At 38.1% G+C, this 17,575-nt stretch carries 18 protein-coding genes; 14 read left to right on the top strand and 4 right to left on the bottom strand.

Annotation, left to right across the window (positions count from 1 at the left end; all coding sequences use genetic code 11):
• Positions 1-315: 315 nt before the first annotated feature.
• From IGJ23_RS01940 to alsE, 10 genes are all read left to right on the top strand, one after another.
• Positions 316-1,017, top strand: a complete 702-nt coding sequence (locus IGJ23_RS01940) for a glucosamine-6-phosphate deaminase (RefSeq protein WP_010720087.1) — start codon at positions 316-318, stop codon at positions 1,015-1,017.
• Positions 1,018-1,162: 145 nt separating this feature from the next.
• Positions 1,163-1,876, top strand: coding sequence for an MgtC/SapB family protein (locus IGJ23_RS01945; protein ID WP_010720086.1), 714 nt, complete (start codon positions 1,163-1,165; stop codon positions 1,874-1,876).
• Positions 1,877-2,195: 319 nt separating this feature from the next.
• Positions 2,196-3,335, top strand: coding sequence for an AI-2E family transporter (locus IGJ23_RS01950; RefSeq protein WP_010738456.1), 1,140 nt, complete (start codon positions 2,196-2,198; stop codon positions 3,333-3,335).
• 341 nt (positions 3,336-3,676) lie between these two features.
• Positions 3,677-5,161: a BglG family transcription antiterminator gene (locus tag IGJ23_RS01955; RefSeq protein ID WP_010720084.1), complete on the top strand. Its 1,485-nt coding sequence runs from the start codon at positions 3,677-3,679 to the stop codon at positions 5,159-5,161.
• Entirely contained in the window at positions 5,151-5,591 is a 441-nt protein-coding gene (locus IGJ23_RS01960; protein WP_178286838.1) for a PTS sugar transporter subunit IIA, read from the top strand. Before IGJ23_RS01955 ends, IGJ23_RS01960 begins: the two co-directional genes overlap by 11 nt.
• Complete coding sequence (locus IGJ23_RS01965; RefSeq protein WP_010720082.1) at positions 5,588-5,899, top strand: PTS fructose transporter subunit IIB; 312 nt, start codon at positions 5,588-5,590, stop codon at positions 5,897-5,899. The genes IGJ23_RS01960 and IGJ23_RS01965 overlap by 4 nt, the downstream gene beginning before the upstream one ends.
• Positions 5,900-5,918: 19 nt before the next feature.
• On the top strand, positions 5,919-6,371 hold the full coding sequence (locus IGJ23_RS01970; protein ID WP_207432760.1) for a PTS sugar transporter subunit IIA: 453 nt from the start codon (positions 5,919-5,921) through the stop codon (positions 6,369-6,371).
• A 21-nt stretch (positions 6,372-6,392) separates the two neighbouring features.
• A complete protein-coding gene (locus IGJ23_RS01975; RefSeq protein ID WP_010720080.1) occupies positions 6,393-6,716 on the top strand; it encodes a PTS fructose transporter subunit IIB in 324 nt (107 codons plus the stop codon).
• 18 nt (positions 6,717-6,734) lie between these two features.
• On the top strand, positions 6,735-7,832 hold the full coding sequence (locus tag IGJ23_RS01980; RefSeq protein WP_010720079.1) for a PTS fructose transporter subunit IIC: 1,098 nt from the start codon (positions 6,735-6,737) through the stop codon (positions 7,830-7,832).
• A 70-nt stretch (positions 7,833-7,902) separates the two neighbouring features.
• Entirely contained in the window at positions 7,903-8,619 is a 717-nt protein-coding gene (gene alsE / locus IGJ23_RS01985) for a D-allulose 6-phosphate 3-epimerase (protein WP_010720078.1), read from the top strand.
• A gap of 196 nt (positions 8,620-8,815) precedes the next feature.
• Here alsE and IGJ23_RS01990 read toward each other — a convergent pair whose 3' ends face one another.
• The 4 genes from IGJ23_RS01990 to IGJ23_RS02005 are packed head-to-tail and all read right to left on the bottom strand — an operon-like array spanning position 8,816 to position 13,514.
• Complete coding sequence (locus IGJ23_RS01990; RefSeq protein ID WP_010720077.1) at positions 8,816-9,574, bottom strand: DeoR/GlpR family DNA-binding transcription regulator; 759 nt, start codon at positions 9,572-9,574, stop codon at positions 8,816-8,818.
• 54 nt (positions 9,575-9,628) lie between these two features.
• Positions 9,629-10,267, bottom strand: a complete 639-nt coding sequence (locus IGJ23_RS01995) for an L-fuculose-phosphate aldolase (protein ID WP_010738454.1) — start codon at positions 10,265-10,267, stop codon at positions 9,629-9,631.
• Positions 10,268-10,288: 21 nt separating this feature from the next.
• The gene (locus IGJ23_RS02000) at positions 10,289-12,070 is read right to left on the bottom strand and encodes an L-fucose isomerase (RefSeq protein WP_207432764.1); all 1,782 of its coding nucleotides are present in this window, start codon (positions 12,068-12,070) and stop codon (positions 10,289-10,291) included.
• Entirely contained in the window at positions 12,057-13,514 is a 1,458-nt protein-coding gene (locus tag IGJ23_RS02005) for a rhamnulokinase (RefSeq protein WP_207432767.1), read from the bottom strand. Before IGJ23_RS02005 ends, IGJ23_RS02000 begins: the two co-directional genes overlap by 14 nt.
• A gap of 188 nt (positions 13,515-13,702) precedes the next feature.
• Between IGJ23_RS02005 and IGJ23_RS02010 the strand changes: the two genes are divergently transcribed.
• The 4 genes from IGJ23_RS02010 to IGJ23_RS02025 are packed head-to-tail and all read left to right on the top strand — an operon-like array spanning position 13,703 to position 17,572.
• Positions 13,703-15,019, top strand: a complete 1,317-nt coding sequence (locus IGJ23_RS02010; RefSeq protein WP_438774558.1) for an alpha-L-fucosidase — start codon at positions 13,703-13,705, stop codon at positions 15,017-15,019.
• On the top strand, positions 15,016-15,975 hold the full coding sequence (locus tag IGJ23_RS02015) for a PTS mannose/fructose/sorbose transporter subunit IIAB (protein ID WP_063626542.1): 960 nt from the start codon (positions 15,016-15,018) through the stop codon (positions 15,973-15,975). The genes IGJ23_RS02010 and IGJ23_RS02015 overlap by 4 nt, the downstream gene beginning before the upstream one ends.
• Before the next feature lie 9 nt (positions 15,976-15,984).
• The gene (locus IGJ23_RS02020) at positions 15,985-16,794 is read left to right on the top strand and encodes a PTS mannose/fructose/sorbose/N-acetylgalactosamine transporter subunit IIC (RefSeq protein ID WP_010720071.1); all 810 of its coding nucleotides are present in this window, start codon (positions 15,985-15,987) and stop codon (positions 16,792-16,794) included.
• Positions 16,778-17,572 (top strand): PTS system mannose/fructose/sorbose family transporter subunit IID, encoded by a 795-nt coding sequence (locus IGJ23_RS02025; RefSeq protein WP_010720070.1) that lies wholly within the window; start codon positions 16,778-16,780, stop codon positions 17,570-17,572. The genes IGJ23_RS02020 and IGJ23_RS02025 overlap by 17 nt, the downstream gene beginning before the upstream one ends.
• The last annotated feature ends 3 nt before the right edge of the window (positions 17,573-17,575 follow it).

Genomic DNA, 17,575 nt, shown 5'->3' on the forward strand with positions numbered 1-17,575 from the left:
ATCGAACGAATCTAGGAGAACATGTCAGTTAAAATTTTTAAATAAGTTGCTCGTCTTTTAGAAAATCGTTTCTCAGTTAATGAGAAGTAGCAATTGTTTTCTAAATTTCTTGGTCTTTAATGTTTTAATTATAAAAAACGTATACTAAAAGTATCAGTTTAAAGGACATGCGATAGGTTATCTTATGCAACCTAACATGCGAGGGACAAGATTGTCAAGAAAACGAAAATCGTCGGTTTTGGTCTATACTAATATTGTAAAAAAAGACAAGTCGTGCTATAATTGGGCTATACCAAAAACAAAGGAGTAGTCGTTATGGAAATCATTCGAGTGAAAAATGCTGAAGAGGGCGGAAAAAAAGCTTTTGAAATTATTAAAAAAGGCATGGAAAATGGGGCAAAAGTATTAGGTCTTGCAACAGGTAGTACGCCAATTACTTTATACAAAGAAATGACTTCAAGCGATCTGGATTTCAGTGACATGACTTCTGTAAACTTAGACGAGTACGTTGGACTAGGCGGTTCAGATGATCAAAGTTACCGTCATTTTATGAATAGCCAATTGTTTGATAAAAAACCATTTAAAGAATCATATGTACCAGATGGAAAAGCTGCTGATCTTGAAGCGGCTTGTCAAGAATACGATGAAATCCTTGAACAACATCCAATCGATATCCAAATTCTAGGAATTGGTCAAAATGGACATATCGGATTTAATGAACCTGGTGCACCATTTGATGGCACAACTTCAGTAGTGGACTTAACAGAATCAACGATTAATGCGAATAAACGATTCTTTGAAAAGGCAGAAGATGTTCCAACAAAAGCTGTCTCAATGGGGATTGGTTCGATCTTAAAAGGAAAAGAGATTGTCTTACTTGCTTATGGTGAAAACAAAGCAGATGCAATCAAAGGAATGATTCAAGGACCAATGACCACTGATTTGCCAGCAAGTGCTTTACAAGAACACGACAACGTGATCGTGATTATTGATGATGCAGCAGGAAGCAAACTATAAGAATAAATAAAAATTTTGGGGGGCTGCTCGTTTTCAGCTCCCTTTTTTGATCGAATAAGATTTTTAATCTGTCGCACAAAGCAATGGGGGGATTTGCTTTGTTTGAAGTTGCGAAACATGCTATATTGGTTTGGAGGGGATTTATATGGATGAGATGATCTTATCGGTCCCAGAAATCATCTTACGACTAGGGATTGCATTGATCTTTGGCGGGGCGATTGGATTTGAACGGCAATATAAAAATCGTCCAGCAGGGATGCGGACGCATATTTTAGTATGTATGGGTGCTTGTATCATTGCGTTGATCCAAGTGGAAATTGCAAGTAAAGCGTTACGTGATGCGTTAGAATACCCAGAACTAGTTGGTACGATTCGCTCAGATGAAGCACGTTTGATTGCACAAGTCGTTAGTGGCGTTGGGTTTTTAGGAGCTGGCACGATCATTGTGACGAAACAATCAGTCACCGGGCTAACCACAGCTGCTTCCCTGTGGGCGATTGCTGGACTAGGAATCGCCATTGGTATGGGATTTTATTGGATTGCGATCATTAGTTTTATCGGGATCGTGATTGCATTAACGGTTGTCAAAAAAATTATCCACGTACCAACGACCAAAAAACTAGAAATCCAATATATTCATCGGAAAGAAACCAAAGATTTCTTGACCGAGTATTTTGAACAACGAGGAATTATCATTGAAGACGTAAATTTTGACGTGGATTTCGTGGAGGATTATCGGGTATATAAAAATATTTATACAATTGACTTACCAAAGGACATGACGTATGCAGATGTCATTGAAGAGTTATCTGTCCATAAAAATATCATGAAGCTTCATTTAGTTAGTGTGGCACAATGAAACAATTCCTTTCAGTTGGTAATATAAGGCTTTTCACACATTGGTTTTATGAAGAGTCGGTTACAAAAGAAAAAACGCTCATTCGCTAAGAGAGTATTTCCTATTTTAGCCAATGAGCGTTTTTTGGTGTCTTTTTTTGATTTATTTGCATTTGTTTAGATATTGATTTCAGTCATTAAGCTTAGAAGTTTCTTAAATTTGAAAATTAGCTACTAGTAATTAGAAAAAGAAAGAATATTTTTGTAGCTGTTTATCAGAAAAGAGCGCTTTAATTCTAATAAAATGATAAAATGAAAGTATCAAGAGTTGGAGGAGAGGTATGCAAGCAAAGTTTAAAAATTCAAAATTATTATTTTGGACTGTCGAGTTGGTACTAACGATCATTGGGGTATATTTTATTTTACAGATGCCAAATGTCTTTAGTCCAGTGTTAAAAATGTTATCAGCGATTTTATTGCCATTGTTGGTTGCTGGATTTTTCTATTATATGTTTGATCCGGTCGTTGTTTTTTTGGAAAAACGAAAAATCCCAAGGGTTTATGGATACATATTAACGCTAGTTGTTCTAGTCGTACTAGCGGTTTTAGCGATAATGAATGTAATTCCTCAATTGGCAGAACAGACGATCCAGTTGACTAAAAGTTTGCCGATGTATGCGGAAGAGACAAGTAAATGGCTCAATGAATTGGCACAGCGTGAGGAAATCAAAAATTTCAATATTGAAGAACAATTAGCTTCGGCTAATCTTTCGTTGAGTAATTTGTTCAATATTGTATTGGTAAGCTTATCCAGCAGTGTCTCTAAAGTTTTTTCATTTATGATGCAGTTTTTTGTTTTACTGTTTACCGTGCCTTTTATTCTATTATTCATGTTTAAAGACGGACACAAATTTATCGATGCTTTAGCAAAATTCTTTCCACAAGGGATTCGAGGTGAAGTACGTCAAACGGTCAAAGAACTAAATGAGACGTTATCGGCATATATCAGTAGTACGATCGTTGATGCGGTTATCATTGGTATCATGAGTTTTATTGCTATGACCATCTTTAAACAACCATATAGTTTATTGTTAGCTGTATTTTGTGGTATCACCAATATTATTCCATATGTGGGACCTTTTATTGGTGCTGTCCCGGCAGTGATCGTTGGTCTATTTGTTTCGCCATTCCAAGCATTATACATGGCGCTTTCGATCCTTGTTATCCAACAATTAGATGGAAATGTAATCAAACCGTTGTTATTTGGAAAAAACATGAATATGCATCCATTAACGATTATCTTAGTGTTGATCGGTGCTGGCAGTGTCGCAGGGATTCTAGGAATGTTGATTTGTATTCCGGTGTATGCTGTCATTAAAACATTAGTCTTGAATATCAGAAAAATTTACTTATTGCGAAAGTTTGATTCTGGTGTGGAACCAACGATCCAAGAGATAAAAACGAATGGACGTGAAAATTAAAGGTACTATAAAGAAGTAGAAGGTAGCACAACAGTAGTCACTAAGTAATTTTGTACACCATTCATTATTTATTAGAGAGTCTAGGAAAACGTCCTAGACTCTCTTTTTTTGTTAAAATTCTTATGAGTTCCTGGGATTGTTTGAAAATGAGTAATTTTTTCCCATAATAAGTTAAAAAAGACTATAATAAACAAAATCTTTCTTACGCTTTCGTAAAAAGTAAGTAACGGATAATGAATTTAAAGAAAACGCATACAAAAATGTCTGTTGCAATGGACAAAGTCCAGTGAAACAAAATAAATAATGTGTCTTATGATAAAGATACACAGGGGGGATGAAACATGACTAGTCAGATGAATCGAGAAAATAAGTTGATCCTTTTGTTATCAAAACAAAAAGATTATATGACTTCAGAAGAACTAGCCATTCTATTAGAAACTTCGACCAAAACAATTTACCGTTTGATAAAGAAAATCAATCTTGAATTTCCTAACGGTCACTTGATCCTAGCCGAAAAAGGTCGGGGGTACAAATTAGATTATGGGAAGTTTATCGAACAAACCAATGAACTGAATAAACCCTCTGTAGAGCTATCGCCTGCTGAACGTCAAGATCGAGTAATGGAAGAATTGCTAATGGTTTCACCTAAAGCACTTAAAATCACTGAGCTGTTCAGAGATTATTATGTTGGTGATTCTGCTATTGCCAATGATGAAAAGCAGATTGCTAAGAAAATAAAAAAGTTTGATCTTGAACTGATCCGTAAAAATCGCACGCTTGCGATCCAAGGATCAGAAACAAATATTCGGCGAGGGATCGCCGAAGTCATCTGGCGGATGAATATTCTTGATATTGATGAAATCAATCGCACAAAAGAGCTGAATTTTAATCGTTACGATGTGTTGTTTGTATCAGAACAATTGAAATTGATTGAAAAAACATTAGGCGGTGGAATCCCTTATCCTTATAACGTCAATATTTTTTCACATCTGTACATCATGATCAGCCGTTCCAGAAAGACGAATTACCAAATCAAAGAAATCGAGTTATCTACCGAGCAACTTCAATCGTTAGACCACGAAAGTCCAATTTATGAGATGGCGATGATCGTGATCCAAAACGTGGAACGTTATCTCGTTACTCGCTTACCGATGAACGAAGTCTATTATTTGTATCAATATCTAGTATCCTCACGGATGGAAAAAACAACGCAAAAGAAACAGGTTTTTCCAGATAAAGTATCAGAAATTACCTCTTATTACCTGAAAGAGGTGGGCGACAAAATCAATCTCAAGGTGGCGAATGAAGCGATTTTTGTTGATCTAGCCAATCACATCAAACCAATGCTCAATCGGTTAAAAAATCATATCCATGTCAAAAACGGATTGTTAGAACAAATTCAATTGACCTATGAAGAGATTTATAAAAATGTATCAGTCGTTTCTAAAGATGTTAGCAAAAAGTATCAGCTACCTTTGATCAATCAAGATGAAATCGGTTTTATCACATTATATTTTGCACGAATGTTGGAAACACAGCAACTACCGATTCAAACACTGATCATGTGTACTACAGGGATCGGTACTTCAGAATTATTAAGAGCAAAAATCAATAAGAAGTTTCCTGAACTGGCGGTCGTTGATGTGATTGCCACCAAGAATTACCAATCAGCATTAGAAAAAAATCCCGGAATTGAATTGATTTTAACAACCATTGGAATCAAAGATCCGCTGCCTGCACGTACATTACTTGTTAGCGGCATGTTAACAGCAGATGATCAGTTAAGAATCCAACGAAAGATTGAGGAAATATACAATGAAAGATGATTGGCTCGAATATGTTCCTCCCACAGTATTCCATTCACGAAATGAAGTCTATGAATGGCTAGCACAGCAAGTCGATTCAGAAATGGGAATAAAAAAAGAACAAATCGTACAAGCGTTGTTGGAACGCGAGGAAACTGGAGATATTCAAATTGATGAAGGGGTACTTCTACCTCATATTGAAAATCAATTAGTCAAAGCAACAAAAGTCATTATTTTGCCATTAGAACAAAGAATTGCGCACTGGAACCCAGCAATCCAACAAGTCGAGTTGATTCTTGCGGTATTTCTGGCACCGCAAGAAAAAATCGAAACCAAGCGTCAAATAGCAAACTTCATGCGCCTACTAGCAGATGAACAAGTAATCGAAACTTTAAAAGAAGGAAAAAGACTGGAAACAATCGATGGAAACGAAAGGAGAAATGACAAATGAAAATCATTGGAGTAGCAGCTTGTACCGTGGGGATTGCCCACACCTACATTGCTCAAGAAAAATTAGAAAATGCAGCTAAAAAAGCAGGGCATGAGATACACGTAGAAACCCAAGGAACCATCGGGATCGAGAATGAACTAACGCCTGCACAAATCAAAGAAGCAGATTTGGTGATCTTAGCAGTAGATGTAAAAATCAGTGGTCGAGAACGGTTTGAAGGAAAGCGGATCATCCAAGTACCGACTGAAATTGCGATCAAATCACCAAATAAGTTGATTGAGAAAGCCATGGAAGTCGTAAAACAGTAAAGAATAGGAGTGAAATTTGATGGTAGAAGTAGCAAAAATCATTGATCCAAATAATATTAAGACCAATTTAGTGGGGGAAACGAAAGATGAAGTACTCAAAGAATTGGCAACGATGTTATTGCAAAATCATTATATTACAGATGTAGATGGCTTCATGGCAGATATCTATGCACGAGAAGAAGAAGGACAAACTGGGATCGGCAATTATATTGCCATTCCTCATGGGAAAAGTCCTTATGTAGATAGAATTGGTGTAGCAATCGGTGTTACAGAAAATGAAATCCCTTGGGAATCATTAGATGGTAAGGGAGTCAAAGGAATTATTTTATTTGCAGTGGGGGATGATAACGAAGGGGCACAAGAACACTTGAAGTTACTTTCACTATTTGCTAGGAAACTAGGTAATGATGAAGTAATCGAGCAATTGATCCAAGCAAAAGATGCAGATGAAGTGGTCGCAGCATTCAGCTAAAAATCAAAGGAGGATAAAAAGATGAAAATCGTTGGAGTAGCAGCTTGTACCGTGGGGATTGCCCACACCTATATTGCCCAAGAGAAACTAGAAAATGCGGCAAAAAAAGCAGGACATGAGATGCACGTAGAAACTCAAGGAACCATCGGGATCGAAAATGAATTAACGCCCGAACAAATCAAGGAAGCAGATTTGGTAATCTTAGCAGTTGACGTGAAAATCAGTGGTCGAGAACGCTTTGAAGGGAAAAGAATCATCCAAGTACCAACTGAGATTGCGGTGAAATCACCCAATAAATTGATTGAAAAAGCGCAAGAAGTGTTAGTACAGCAAAGTATTTCATAAAAATAAGGAGGAAGACTGATGGAAAAGATAAAGAAGCTGAATCTGAAAGGGCATTTGTTAACTGCCATCTCTTATTTAATTCCCATTGTGTGTGGTGCGGGATTTCTGATTGCGATTGGGATGGCATTTGGTGGAACGAGCCAAGGAACTTTGGTGCAAGGCGAATTTTCATTTTTTGATGCCTTAGCAACGATGGGTGGTGCTGGTTTAGGCTTATTACCAGTCGTGATTGCTACGGGGATTTCTTACTCGATTGCTGGAAAACCTGGTATTGCTCCTGGCTTTATTATTGGTTTAACAGCTAATGCGATCGGTGCAGGGTTTATTGGTGGAATATTAGGTGGTTATCTAGCTGGTTATCTTGTTTTAGCAATTTTAAAATATTTCAAAGTGCCAAATTGGGCAAAAGGCTTGATGCCAACATTGATTATTCCTTTTGTTGCTTCATTTATTGGTGGATTAGTGATGGTCTATGTGATTGGAGCTCCAGTCGCAGCATTCACTTCTTTACTAACGAACTTCTTGGATGGATTAGGAAACTCTTCCTTGTTGATCTTTGGGGGAGTGATCGGTTTACTAAGTGGTGTTGACTATGGTGGACCAATCAACAAGACAGTTTTTGCTTTTGTGTTAACGATGCAAGCAGAAGGCGTGAACGGTCCTATTACAGCTTTACAACTTGTGAATACCGCTACACCAATCGGTTTTGGCTTGGCTTATTTCATAGCTAAACTTTTCCGCAAAAACATTTATACAAAGGTTGAAGTGGAAACCTTAAAGTCAGCAGTTCCTATGGGTGTGATCAATATCGTTGAAGGGGTCATCCCGCTAGTGATGAATGATATTGTTCGTGGGGTTGTAGCAACTGCAATCGGGGGCTTTGCTGGTGGTGCGACTACTATGATCTTAGGTGCAGATGCAACGGTTCCTTTTGGAGGCGTTTTAATGATCCCAACGATGTCACGTCCTTGGGCAGGCGTTATCGCCATTTTAGTCAATGTGATCGTGACAGCGGTTGTTTTAGCCATCATTAAGAAAGATGTTGGTGAGGAAGTCACAACAGTCCCAGAAAAAGAAGAGGAAGACATTCGTTTAGATGACATTCAAATCTTTTAAGCGATAAAGCAAATTAGTTAAAAGGTGTCGCTATAGTGTAGATAAATTATAGAATAAAGGAGTTTTTTCAATGAGCAAAGTAGCTTTTTCACCATCCTTAATGACGATGGATTTAGATAAATTCAAAGAACAAATCGAATTTTTGAATGAACATGTTGATTCTTACCATATCGATATCATGGACGGCCATTACGTTCCGAACATTACATTATCGCCATGGTTCATCGATGAAGTACGTAAAATCAGTCAATTACCTATGTCTGCTCATTTAATGGTCAGCGATCAAAGTTTTTGGGTAAATCAACTAATCCAACAAAAATGTGAGTGGATTTGTATGCATGCTGAATTACTTGATGGTTTAGCTTTTCGTTTAATTGATCAAATCCATGATGCTGGCTTAAAAGCTGGAGTAGTCTTAAACCCTGAAACACCAATTGAAACGATTTTTCCTTATATCGAATTAGTTGATAAAGTAACGATCATGACAGTTGATCCAGGATTTGCTGGTCAACGATTTATCGAAAGTACATTAGATAAAATCACCGCATTACGACAATTACGGCAAGAAAAAGGATATCATTATTTGATCGAAATGGATGGTTCGTCTAACCGTCAATCATTTAAGCGAATTGATCAAGCCAATCCAGATATTTATATTATTGGGCGTAGCGGATTATTCGGCTTAGATGAGGATATCAAAACTTCTTGGGAGATCATGAAAAAAGATTTTGAAGAGATGACTGGAAAAACAGTCGAATCAAATAGTATAAATGCGTACAGTCTATAGCTATACAAGAATCAAAAATTACTTTTAGGGAATAAATACGCTTTTCTTGCAATACCCGTGTAAGAAATGCTGAGAATATAAACAAAAAATAAACCAAAGAACTTCAAAAATAGGGAAATCTATTTTTTGGATTCTTTGGTTTATTTTGCGTACTTAGGTTTAGGTACCTCTGTCACGATCTCTCAAAAATGATCGATCAATAGAGAAATTCGGTATCGTGTTTCAATGCAAGTTGTAAGTAATCATCTGCTGGTTGTTGATCCGTGACGATGTATTCAAAAGAGGTCCAATCAGAAAATTTATACGCATGTTTTTTATCAAATTTTGTATAGTCGACTAATAACAAACTTTTATCTCCTCTAGACATTACCTTCTTTTTCACTAAGGCTTGAGCAAAATTAGCTTCATAGATCCCTGATAAATCAATTCCTGTCGAACTAAAAATACATAAATCGATTTGAAAAAGGTCTAAGAAAGAATTCCCATAGTCCCCAACAACGCTCTCGGCATCCTTGATTACTTCACCCGCCAGCATAAAAACTTTGGAATCTTCCGTACAAGCTTGAGAAAGCTCATAGGCGATTTTCAAGCCATTGGTTATGACAACGAGATTTGACAGTTTAACTAAATAGGGGAGCAGCTGTTTCACAGTTGAACTTGAGTCAATAAAAAGACTCATTCCTGGTCCGATAAATGTGCTAGCGATCTCCGCAATTTTTTCTTTTTCTTGAACCATGACATTTTCACGATAATTTGTTGAGATGACGTGATTTCGTTCGACTTCTAAAACGACACCACCACGGTAACGACGGATGATCCCATCTTTTTCAAGTGCGACTAATTCACGCCTTAAAGTCGAAGGAGAGCAAAACAACTGTTTTTGCAGTTCTGAGTTATCTAATTTTTTATATTTTTTTAGCAAAGTTAAGATTTGTTCTTTTCGTGACTCAGTCATGGCTATCCCTCCTTAACCACTGGTCTAACATGACTAAAGTGTACCACAAGAAACTTATTTTTGTCCGTATGTTTTAAAACGAATCGCCATATTTGCCATTTCTTCTTCGGACATCAAGGTTGGTTTGCCAACACTTGAAGCTATGATATGGACTTTTGAACAATATTCTAATTCTTCTAAAACGGCAAAGGCTTCAGTCATTGTCTTTCCACCAGTCAAAACGCCATGATTTGCTAATAAAACGGCTTTTCGATCTTTCATGGCTTCATAGGCATTTAGAGATAATTCTTCCGTGCCAAATGAAGCATAGTCTGCACAACGAACATCTTTACCGGCAACAGCAATCATGTAATGTGATGCAGGCAATGGTTGTCTGAGGACCGCTAGGGCAGTGGAATAAATCGTGTGACCATGGATGATATAGTCCAGATCTTCCCGCTTTTCATACATGATTCCGTGCATTCGCCATTCACTGGAAGGACGACGATGACCTTGAACGATCGTGCCATCTAATCGCATAGTCACGATGTCAGGTAATTCGATTTTATCAAATGGGATTCCAGAAGGCGTGATGAGCATCACTTCATCTTGTCGGATATACGTACTTAAATTTCCGCCTGTTCCTAAGGTATAGCCATCTGCTATTAATTTATTTCCATAATCGATCAATTCTTGTTTTTGTATTGAATACATCATAATCCTTCTTCCATCATCTTATTTATAAAAGGGGCCAAATGATTGGCAAGCATTGAAATCAGCTGCTTCTAAATCTTTTGTTCCGAAACCAGAAAAGGCGTGGGGTCTAAAGATTTTTTCACTAGGTACGTTGTGAAGTGAAACGGGAATGCGCAACATACTGGCTAATGTCAGTAGTTCTGCGCCTACGTGACCGTGTACACTAGCGCCATGGTTGCTTCCCCAGTGGTTCATCATCGTATACACATCTTCAAAACCTTTCTCACCTAAGTTTGGTGCAAACCAGAGTGTTGGCCATGTTTGATCGGTTCGTTCGTTTAAGATGTCATGGACTTCATCAGGTAATGAACAGGAATAACCCTCTGCTACTTGTAAAGTTGGTCCCACACCCTCAACGATATTCAAACGAATGAGCGTTAAAGGTAATTCTGCTTGTAGATGGTATTGACTGGAGAAGCCACCGCCTCTAAAGTATTCATAATTAGCACGACACCATTTTGTTTTTTCTAAGCAAGCTTGGATATCGGTTTTTGTCATATTCCAAAATTCTTTCATCGTTGGATTACCTTCGTGATCGATACTTCCACCACTGCCATCTAAAGCACTCGCACCTGAATTCAGTAGATGGATTAAGCCATGTTGTGCTTTACCCGTTAATTTGTGCCCAGTGATTCTTTCCACTGACTCCGCACTCCAATAGGTTCTGACATCGGAAAAAATCGGTGCTTTATTAGTCAATAAAGAGCCAAATAACATAGCAGCAGCGTTACAGGTATCATTTTCAGTAGCGAATGAGACGGGTTGTTTAGGGCCGTTCCAGTCAAAAGTACTTGTTAAAATAGATTCCATAAAATCGCCATTGGGTAGCCAGTCGGTCCATTGTCGTTGTCCTTGGAACCCTCCAGCAATGGCATTTCTGCCTTTTGCTTCTTCCATCCAACCCAATTTTGCTAGTTCAGGGTTGCCAAATAAAAGATCACGAACGATTAGGGTTTGTTTGGCAATAAAGTCCCACTGATCTTCTTCAGCGATATAGCGTGATTTTGTAATGACTTCAGGGAATGACTTGCCTGCATTGATATCGATTCCTTCCTGACAATATTGTTTGATCCAAGTTCTAATGGTGTCATATTCTTTCGGATCAAAGATATTTAGTTCGATTCGACGTAAGACTTCAGTCATATCCACATATTCAACTTGCATTCCTAGATATTTTTCAAAAAAGGTTTGATTGATTTGACTACCGGCAATTCCCATTGAAGAAGCACCGATATTCACATAAGATTTGTTTTTCATTTCCCCGGCAGCCACACTCGCACGTGCAAAGAGTAAGATTTTTTCTTGGACGTCAGCTGGAATCGACTTGTCGTCACTATCTTGGACTTGTTCACCATAGATCTTATAGGCAGGGATTCCTTTTTGCGCATAGCCACTCATAGCGGCAGCTAAGTAAACAGCTCCTGGTCGTTCTGTACCATTAAATCCCCAAATCGCCTTAAAGGTATCTGGTCGTAAATCGATCGTTTCTGTGCCATAGCACCAGCAAGGTGTCACCGTTAAGGTAGCGACCACATCTTGACGGGCAAAATCATCGTCAACAAAGCTGGCATCGGCGTAACCGCCAATCGTTTGTTCTGGTAAAACGCACTGTACTGGAGTGCCGTCCATGTAATAAAGGGATGATTCGATCAATTCTTTTGCTCGACGCGCCATGTCCAGCGTTTGTTGTTCTAATGATTCACGGACGCCTCCTTGTCTGCCATCGATCGTGGGTCTAATGCCGATTTTAGGATAATTCATTGATGTTCCTCCTCATAAATTGTTTATAGTTGATATAAGTTTGGTTAAAGGGTGTCGAAGTTTCTGGAAAAAAAGAAATTGGTGGATAATTTTCTGTAACGAGCGTAACTAATTCGTCTCTATTTTTGATTGCTTTGATCGCTAAAAATTGGGCTAACGCATTACCTAAAGCTGAATTTTCAGAATAGCAGACCTCTATCGTTGTTTGCGTTAAATTGGCTGTTAGTTGAGTCAAAAAGTGTGATTTACTCCCACCACCAAATAAATATAGATTAGTGAAAGGAGCGGAACCTGCTAATTTATCGAACGTTTCAGCGTATTTAAATGCTAGATTTTGATAGATGGCTAAAAACAATTGTTGTGGCTCTTCAATTGATGAAAAATGATGTTGGTTTCCGTATTGCTGCAATTTTTTTACAAATTGACCTTTACTCAAAAATTCAGGATGTTCGTTATCAAAGAAAAAATGAATCGGCTCAGCAGTAAGTAGCATGTCTTGGATCTGTTGGATCGTGATTGACTGGGTTTGATTGCTGAACGCTAAAGCTTCCTCAATGAACCACATTCCTAACATGTTTTTGAGTTTTAATATTTTTCCATCACCGGCTTGTTCATAAGAATAGTTCGTATCTAATGGGTGATTGACCAAAATTCCTCTTTCTGATTTTTCTCCTAGAACAGACCAGGTGCCAGAGGATAAAAAGAAACAAGAGTGATCGTTGGTTGGTAAAGCAAAGATCGCACTAGCAGTATCATGGGACATCACCGAATGAATCGGAAGTTGTTTTTCGGCTAGATTTATCAAACCGATTTTTGTATATGGAAGAACGATCGTTGAGAACAAGGAAGGGGAAATCCCTAATTGTTCAATAAGGTCGGATGCCCATTGATGTTTATCGATATCGAATAATTGACTCGTTGAGGCGATCGAAGATTCTGTTAAGATCGTACCTGTTAATAAAAAATGGATCAGATCAGGCATCATCAAAAGAGTACTTGCTTTATTTAGCTGCTCAGGATAATGTTCTTTCAAGTAGAGTAGTTGGGAACTGGTATTGATCGATGCATTTGGAATCCCTGTACGTTCGTGAAAGTGAGTTGGTAAATCCCCACCATAATGTAAATTAGGTTCTTTCAGCATAGTTTGATAGCAAAGTGGTGGTAGCACTAGCTGTCCTTTTTTATCTATCAAACCAAAATCACAGCCCCATGTATCGATACCGATACTTTCAATGACATATTCTGTAGTTGCTAAAGTAATGATTTCCTTGATATTCGTCATGATTTTCTCAATATTCCAATGGATTTCATCTTTGTTGGGATCAATCACTTGGTAATCAGTGAAACGATAAACTTTTTCTTCCTTGATTTGACCATTCATTAAGGAAAAAACGATACCTCGCGCACTGGTAGCACCTAAATCAAAGGCTAAGATCGTACTCATAGATTTTTCCTCCTTTTCTAAGTGGATAGCAAATCTGCTTCGGTTATAATCATACAATAGAACGCTTACATATTTTCGCGTGAATCATTTTTTGAATAAATGTCAACAAATTATTCAAGTATGGAAACGTTTTAAATTGCTCGTTATACTTTGGTTAAATCAAATAGAAATGTTAACGGAGGAAAAAAATGAGTGTAAATAGTGAACGAAAATGGTTTTCTGAGAGTCGATATGGTTTATTTATTCATTTCGGATTGTATTCAGTGGCAGGAAGACATGAATGGGTCCAGACTTTAGAAGAAATCAGTGTAGCAGATTACCAAAAATATCTGGATCAATTCGATCCTGATTTATTAGATCCACATGAATGGGCTCAAAAAGCCAAAGAAGCAGGTTTTAAGTATGTCATCATTACAGCAAAACATCATGATGGCTTTTGTTTATGGCATACGAAAGAAACAGAATATCACATAGGAAAAACACCATATCAGAGAGATTTGTTAGGAGAATTGATTGAAGCATTTCGTCAAGTTGGAATCAAGATCGGTCTTTATTATTCTCTATTAGACTGGCATCATCCAGATTTCTTAGTAGATGGCTATCATCCAATGAGAAATAATCCAACCTATATCGAACAACATCCTGGCAACGTGGAAAATTATCGCCAATTTATGGCAAATCAAGTCAGAGAATTATTGACAAGTTACGGTACGATCGACTATCTATGGTTTGATTTTTCTTATAAAAGCAGAGATTGGGGGACTTCGGTCGGTAAAGGGGCGCAAGATTGGGGAAGTGTTGAATTAGAAAAAATGATCCATAAGATTCAACCCAATATTTTGATCAATGACCGGTTAGACTTACATCGTGGTGTACTTACCCCAGAACAATTTGCTAGAAGTAAGGCAATGGACAATGAAGAAGAGGTATGGGAAACCGTTCAAACCTTAAATAATAGTTGGGGTTACGATCGGGACAACCTTAATTTCAAAACGAGTGAAATGGTAGCGAAACAACTAGTGGATACTGTCTCCAAAGGTGGGAATTTCACGATGAATATTGGACCAAACGCACGAGGAGAGTGGGATGACAATAGCGATAGCATTTTAAGTTCTGTTGGTCAATGGCTACGAAAACATGGAAAAGCGATTTACGGTGCGGGGTTATCTAGTTTTACACCACCTCAAGATTGTCGATACACTCAAAAAGGAAATAAATTATATCTTCACATTTTTAGTTGGCCTTATCGAACGATTTTATTACCAGAATTAGGTGGGAAAGTGAAGTTTGCGAAACTGCTCAATGATGGTTCCGAGATTCGTTTTGTCGATACGAAGCATTTAGGAGGAGAAAGAAAAGCGACAACTAATTTATACAAAGAGATTACTGAAGTTCATGTGAAGGAGGCGCTTGACCCGAGCATGTTGATGCTAAACATTCCGATTAAAGAACCAAATGAATTGATCCCAGTGATTGAATTGACACTAAAGGAGGAAGAAAAATGAGTATCGGCATTATTCTTGCAAGCCATGGCGAGTTCGCTTTAGGCGTAAAGCAAACGGGAGACATGATCTTTGGAGAACAAGAACAGGTAGATGTGTGTGTATTGATGCCTGAAAATAGTCCAGAAGAGTTTCGCCACCAAGTGGAACAGGTGTTAGCGAAGTATTCCGTTGATGATGAACTGTTGTGTTTAGTTGATCTATGGAGTGGGACACCTTTTAATCAGCTGAACCAGCTGAAAGAAGAAGGAAGCAGAAAAATCGAAATTGTTTCTGGTTTGAATATTCCGATGCTGCTTCAAGCTTATAGCGAACGCTTTAATCCTAAGGCTTCGCTGAATGAAATCGTTCAGACTATTTCGACCGTCGGTGTTCAAGGGATTAAAATGTCCCTTGGAAGCACCGCAGCGGATTTACCATCGAACACAGCAGAGACTGAGCCATCAGTTGTGGCTTCCGTTTCCAACAAAATGAGTGAATTGGGGATCAGCCATGTCCGATTGGATGAACGGTTGATCCATGGTCAAGTAGCGACACTTTGGTTAGGGAAAATGGGAACAACAAGAGTTATGATCGTTGATGATGGAGTGGTCAATGATCCAATTGCTAAGGCCTCTTTAAAAGCTGCTGTTCCTGGTGGTATCAAATTGAGTATATTGAAAACGGTTACCGCTGCAAAACGGTTAAAAGAAGGGATTTATCAAGATCAAAAAATCATGTTGCTTACCAAAAAGATTCAAACGATCTTTGATTTGATCGATGCGGGTGTACCAATTGAATCATTTAATTTAGGCAATGCCAGTTCGAGAGAAGGAACCCTTCAAATCAAAAAATCCGTCTTTTTAACCGAAGCAGAAATTGCGAAGATTTTAGAGTTGGAAAAAGCAGGAGTCGTTGTGACGGCACAAATGGTACCAATGGAAGAAGAAAAACGATTTTCACAATTTTACGGAAAGTAGGGGGAACGAATGAATATAGAAATTTGGCAAATCATCGTATTATCACTGTTAGGATTTTATGTCATCATCGAAAATTTAGGGATCAATGTGATTGCTAACCAAGCACTGATCGTAGGTACCATTACAGGTTTAGTAATGGGGGATCTGACCACTGGATTGGCAGTAGGTGCGACATTGCAATTAATGGGATTGGGGATTCAAGCTTATGGAGGAGCAAGTGTCCCAGATTATATGACCGCTTCGATCGTGGGAACTGTTTTTGCGATTACGAGTGGAAGAGGTGTGGAATTTGGTATCGGATTAGCTGTTCCAGTAGCATTGTTGATGATCCAGTTAGATATTTTTGCTCGATTTTGCAATGTGTTCTTTCAAAAGAGAATCGATAAAAATATTCGTTTAGCTGATACTAAAAAAATAAGAATTTATCACTTGTTGGGAGCAATGAGTTGGGGATTATCACGAGGAGTACCTATTTTTATCGTCTTTAGTTTTGGTGACCGAGTGATTCAAATTGTTTCAGATGTAATTCCAGAATGGTTGACTGGTGGGTTGGCGGTTGCAGGAGGCATGTTACCAGCAGTCGGTATCGCCATTTTATTAAGATTTTTACCAGTTAAAAATTTCATTACGTACTTGATGATTGGGTTTTTGGCAGTTGCTTACTTAAAGATGCCTATGTTTGGCGTGGCTTTATTAGGATTGGCTTTAGCCATTTTACAATTTAAGAATTTGATTGGAAAGCAAAACAATCTGACACAAGTGGCTCAAGCTGATGCAAATGGAAAAGGAGGATTAAGTGCTGATGAGTACGAAGATTAATCAAAAAGACCTAGATAAAGTAAGTATCAATTGGTTGTATGGTAGCCAATTGTCTTGGAACTATGAGCGAATGATGGGTGGGGGCTATTTGTACTCCATGTTACCGATCATCGAAAAACTCTACGGCGACGATGAAGAAACCAAGATTGCCATGATGAACATGCAAAGTCAATTTTTTAATACCACACCACATATGGGCGGTTTTATTTTGGGAATCGATATCGCTACTGAAGAAGCGGAAGGCAAACAATCAAAAGATACGGTGTCTAGTTTGAAAACTGGATTAATGGGTTCCTTTGCCGGTGTCGGGGATACGATTTTTGGAGTATTGTTCCCAACTGTTTTTGGTTCAGTGGCTTCCTATTTAGCTCTACAAGGAAACGCGATCGGAGTTGCTGTTTGGGTATTAGTAAATCTGGCGATTTTAGTCTTTCGATTTTTCTCTGTAAGAATAGGTTATACTCAAGGCGTGAAATTAGTGACTAGTATGTCCGGACATTTGAATGCGTTGACCAATGCTGCTACTTTATTAGGGGTCACGGTGATTGGTGCCATGATTCCATCGGTGATCAATGCCCAAATTACTTGGACCTTTAAAACGGGAGATGTCGAACTTAACCTTCAAGAAACACTAGATCAGATCATGCCGATGATGATTCCAGCCCTTTTAGTGGGTGTCATTTATTGGTTGTTAGGCAAAAAATACTTTAATTCAACAAGAGCGATTTTAGCGATCATGGTGTTATCGATCTTATTAAGAGTATTCGGAATCATGTGATTT

Origin of the sequence: Enterococcus sp. DIV1682a (assembly GCF_051711005.1) — a bacterium.
Classification (GTDB): Bacteria; Bacillota; Bacilli; order Lactobacillales; family Enterococcaceae; genus Enterococcus_B; species Enterococcus_B hirae.

What these genes read in the sequence shown, in the direction of transcription:
- IGJ23_RS01940 (WP_010720087.1), top strand. Translation starts at nt 316, where the DNA reads ATGGAAATCATTCGAGTGAAAAATGCTGAAGAGGGCGGAAAAAAAGCT.
- IGJ23_RS02010 (WP_438774558.1), top strand. Translation starts at nt 13,703, where the DNA reads ATGAGTGTAAATAGTGAACGAAAATGGTTTTCTGAGAGTCGATATGGT.
- IGJ23_RS02020 (WP_010720071.1), top strand. Translation starts at nt 15,985, where the DNA reads ATGAATATAGAAATTTGGCAAATCATCGTATTATCACTGTTAGGATTT.
- IGJ23_RS01945 (WP_010720086.1), top strand. Translation starts at nt 1,163, where the DNA reads ATGGATGAGATGATCTTATCGGTCCCAGAAATCATCTTACGACTAGGG.
- IGJ23_RS01955 (WP_010720084.1), top strand. Translation starts at nt 3,677, where the DNA reads ATGACTAGTCAGATGAATCGAGAAAATAAGTTGATCCTTTTGTTATCA.
- alsE (WP_010720078.1), top strand. Translation starts at nt 7,903, where the DNA reads ATGAGCAAAGTAGCTTTTTCACCATCCTTAATGACGATGGATTTAGAT.
- IGJ23_RS01980 (WP_010720079.1), top strand. Translation starts at nt 6,735, where the DNA reads ATGGAAAAGATAAAGAAGCTGAATCTGAAAGGGCATTTGTTAACTGCC.
- IGJ23_RS02000 (WP_207432764.1), bottom strand. Translation starts at nt 12,070, where the DNA reads ATGAATTATCCTAAAATCGGCATTAGACCCACGATCGATGGCAGACAA.
- IGJ23_RS02025 (WP_010720070.1), top strand. Translation starts at nt 16,778, where the DNA reads ATGAGTACGAAGATTAATCAAAAAGACCTAGATAAAGTAAGTATCAAT.
- IGJ23_RS01995 (WP_010738454.1), bottom strand. Translation starts at nt 10,267, where the DNA reads ATGTATTCAATACAAAAACAAGAATTGATCGATTATGGAAATAAATTA.
- IGJ23_RS01975 (WP_010720080.1), top strand. Translation starts at nt 6,393, where the DNA reads ATGAAAATCGTTGGAGTAGCAGCTTGTACCGTGGGGATTGCCCACACC.
- IGJ23_RS01970 (WP_207432760.1), top strand. Translation starts at nt 5,919, where the DNA reads ATGGTAGAAGTAGCAAAAATCATTGATCCAAATAATATTAAGACCAAT.
- IGJ23_RS01950 (WP_010738456.1), top strand. Translation starts at nt 2,196, where the DNA reads ATGCAAGCAAAGTTTAAAAATTCAAAATTATTATTTTGGACTGTCGAG.
- IGJ23_RS01990 (WP_010720077.1), bottom strand. Translation starts at nt 9,574, where the DNA reads ATGACTGAGTCACGAAAAGAACAAATCTTAACTTTGCTAAAAAAATAT.
- IGJ23_RS01965 (WP_010720082.1), top strand. Translation starts at nt 5,588, where the DNA reads ATGAAAATCATTGGAGTAGCAGCTTGTACCGTGGGGATTGCCCACACC.
- IGJ23_RS01960 (WP_178286838.1), top strand. Translation starts at nt 5,151, where the DNA reads ATGAAAGATGATTGGCTCGAATATGTTCCTCCCACAGTATTCCATTCA.
- IGJ23_RS02015 (WP_063626542.1), top strand. Translation starts at nt 15,016, where the DNA reads ATGAGTATCGGCATTATTCTTGCAAGCCATGGCGAGTTCGCTTTAGGC.
- IGJ23_RS02005 (WP_207432767.1), bottom strand. Translation starts at nt 13,514, where the DNA reads ATGAGTACGATCTTAGCCTTTGATTTAGGTGCTACCAGTGCGCGAGGT.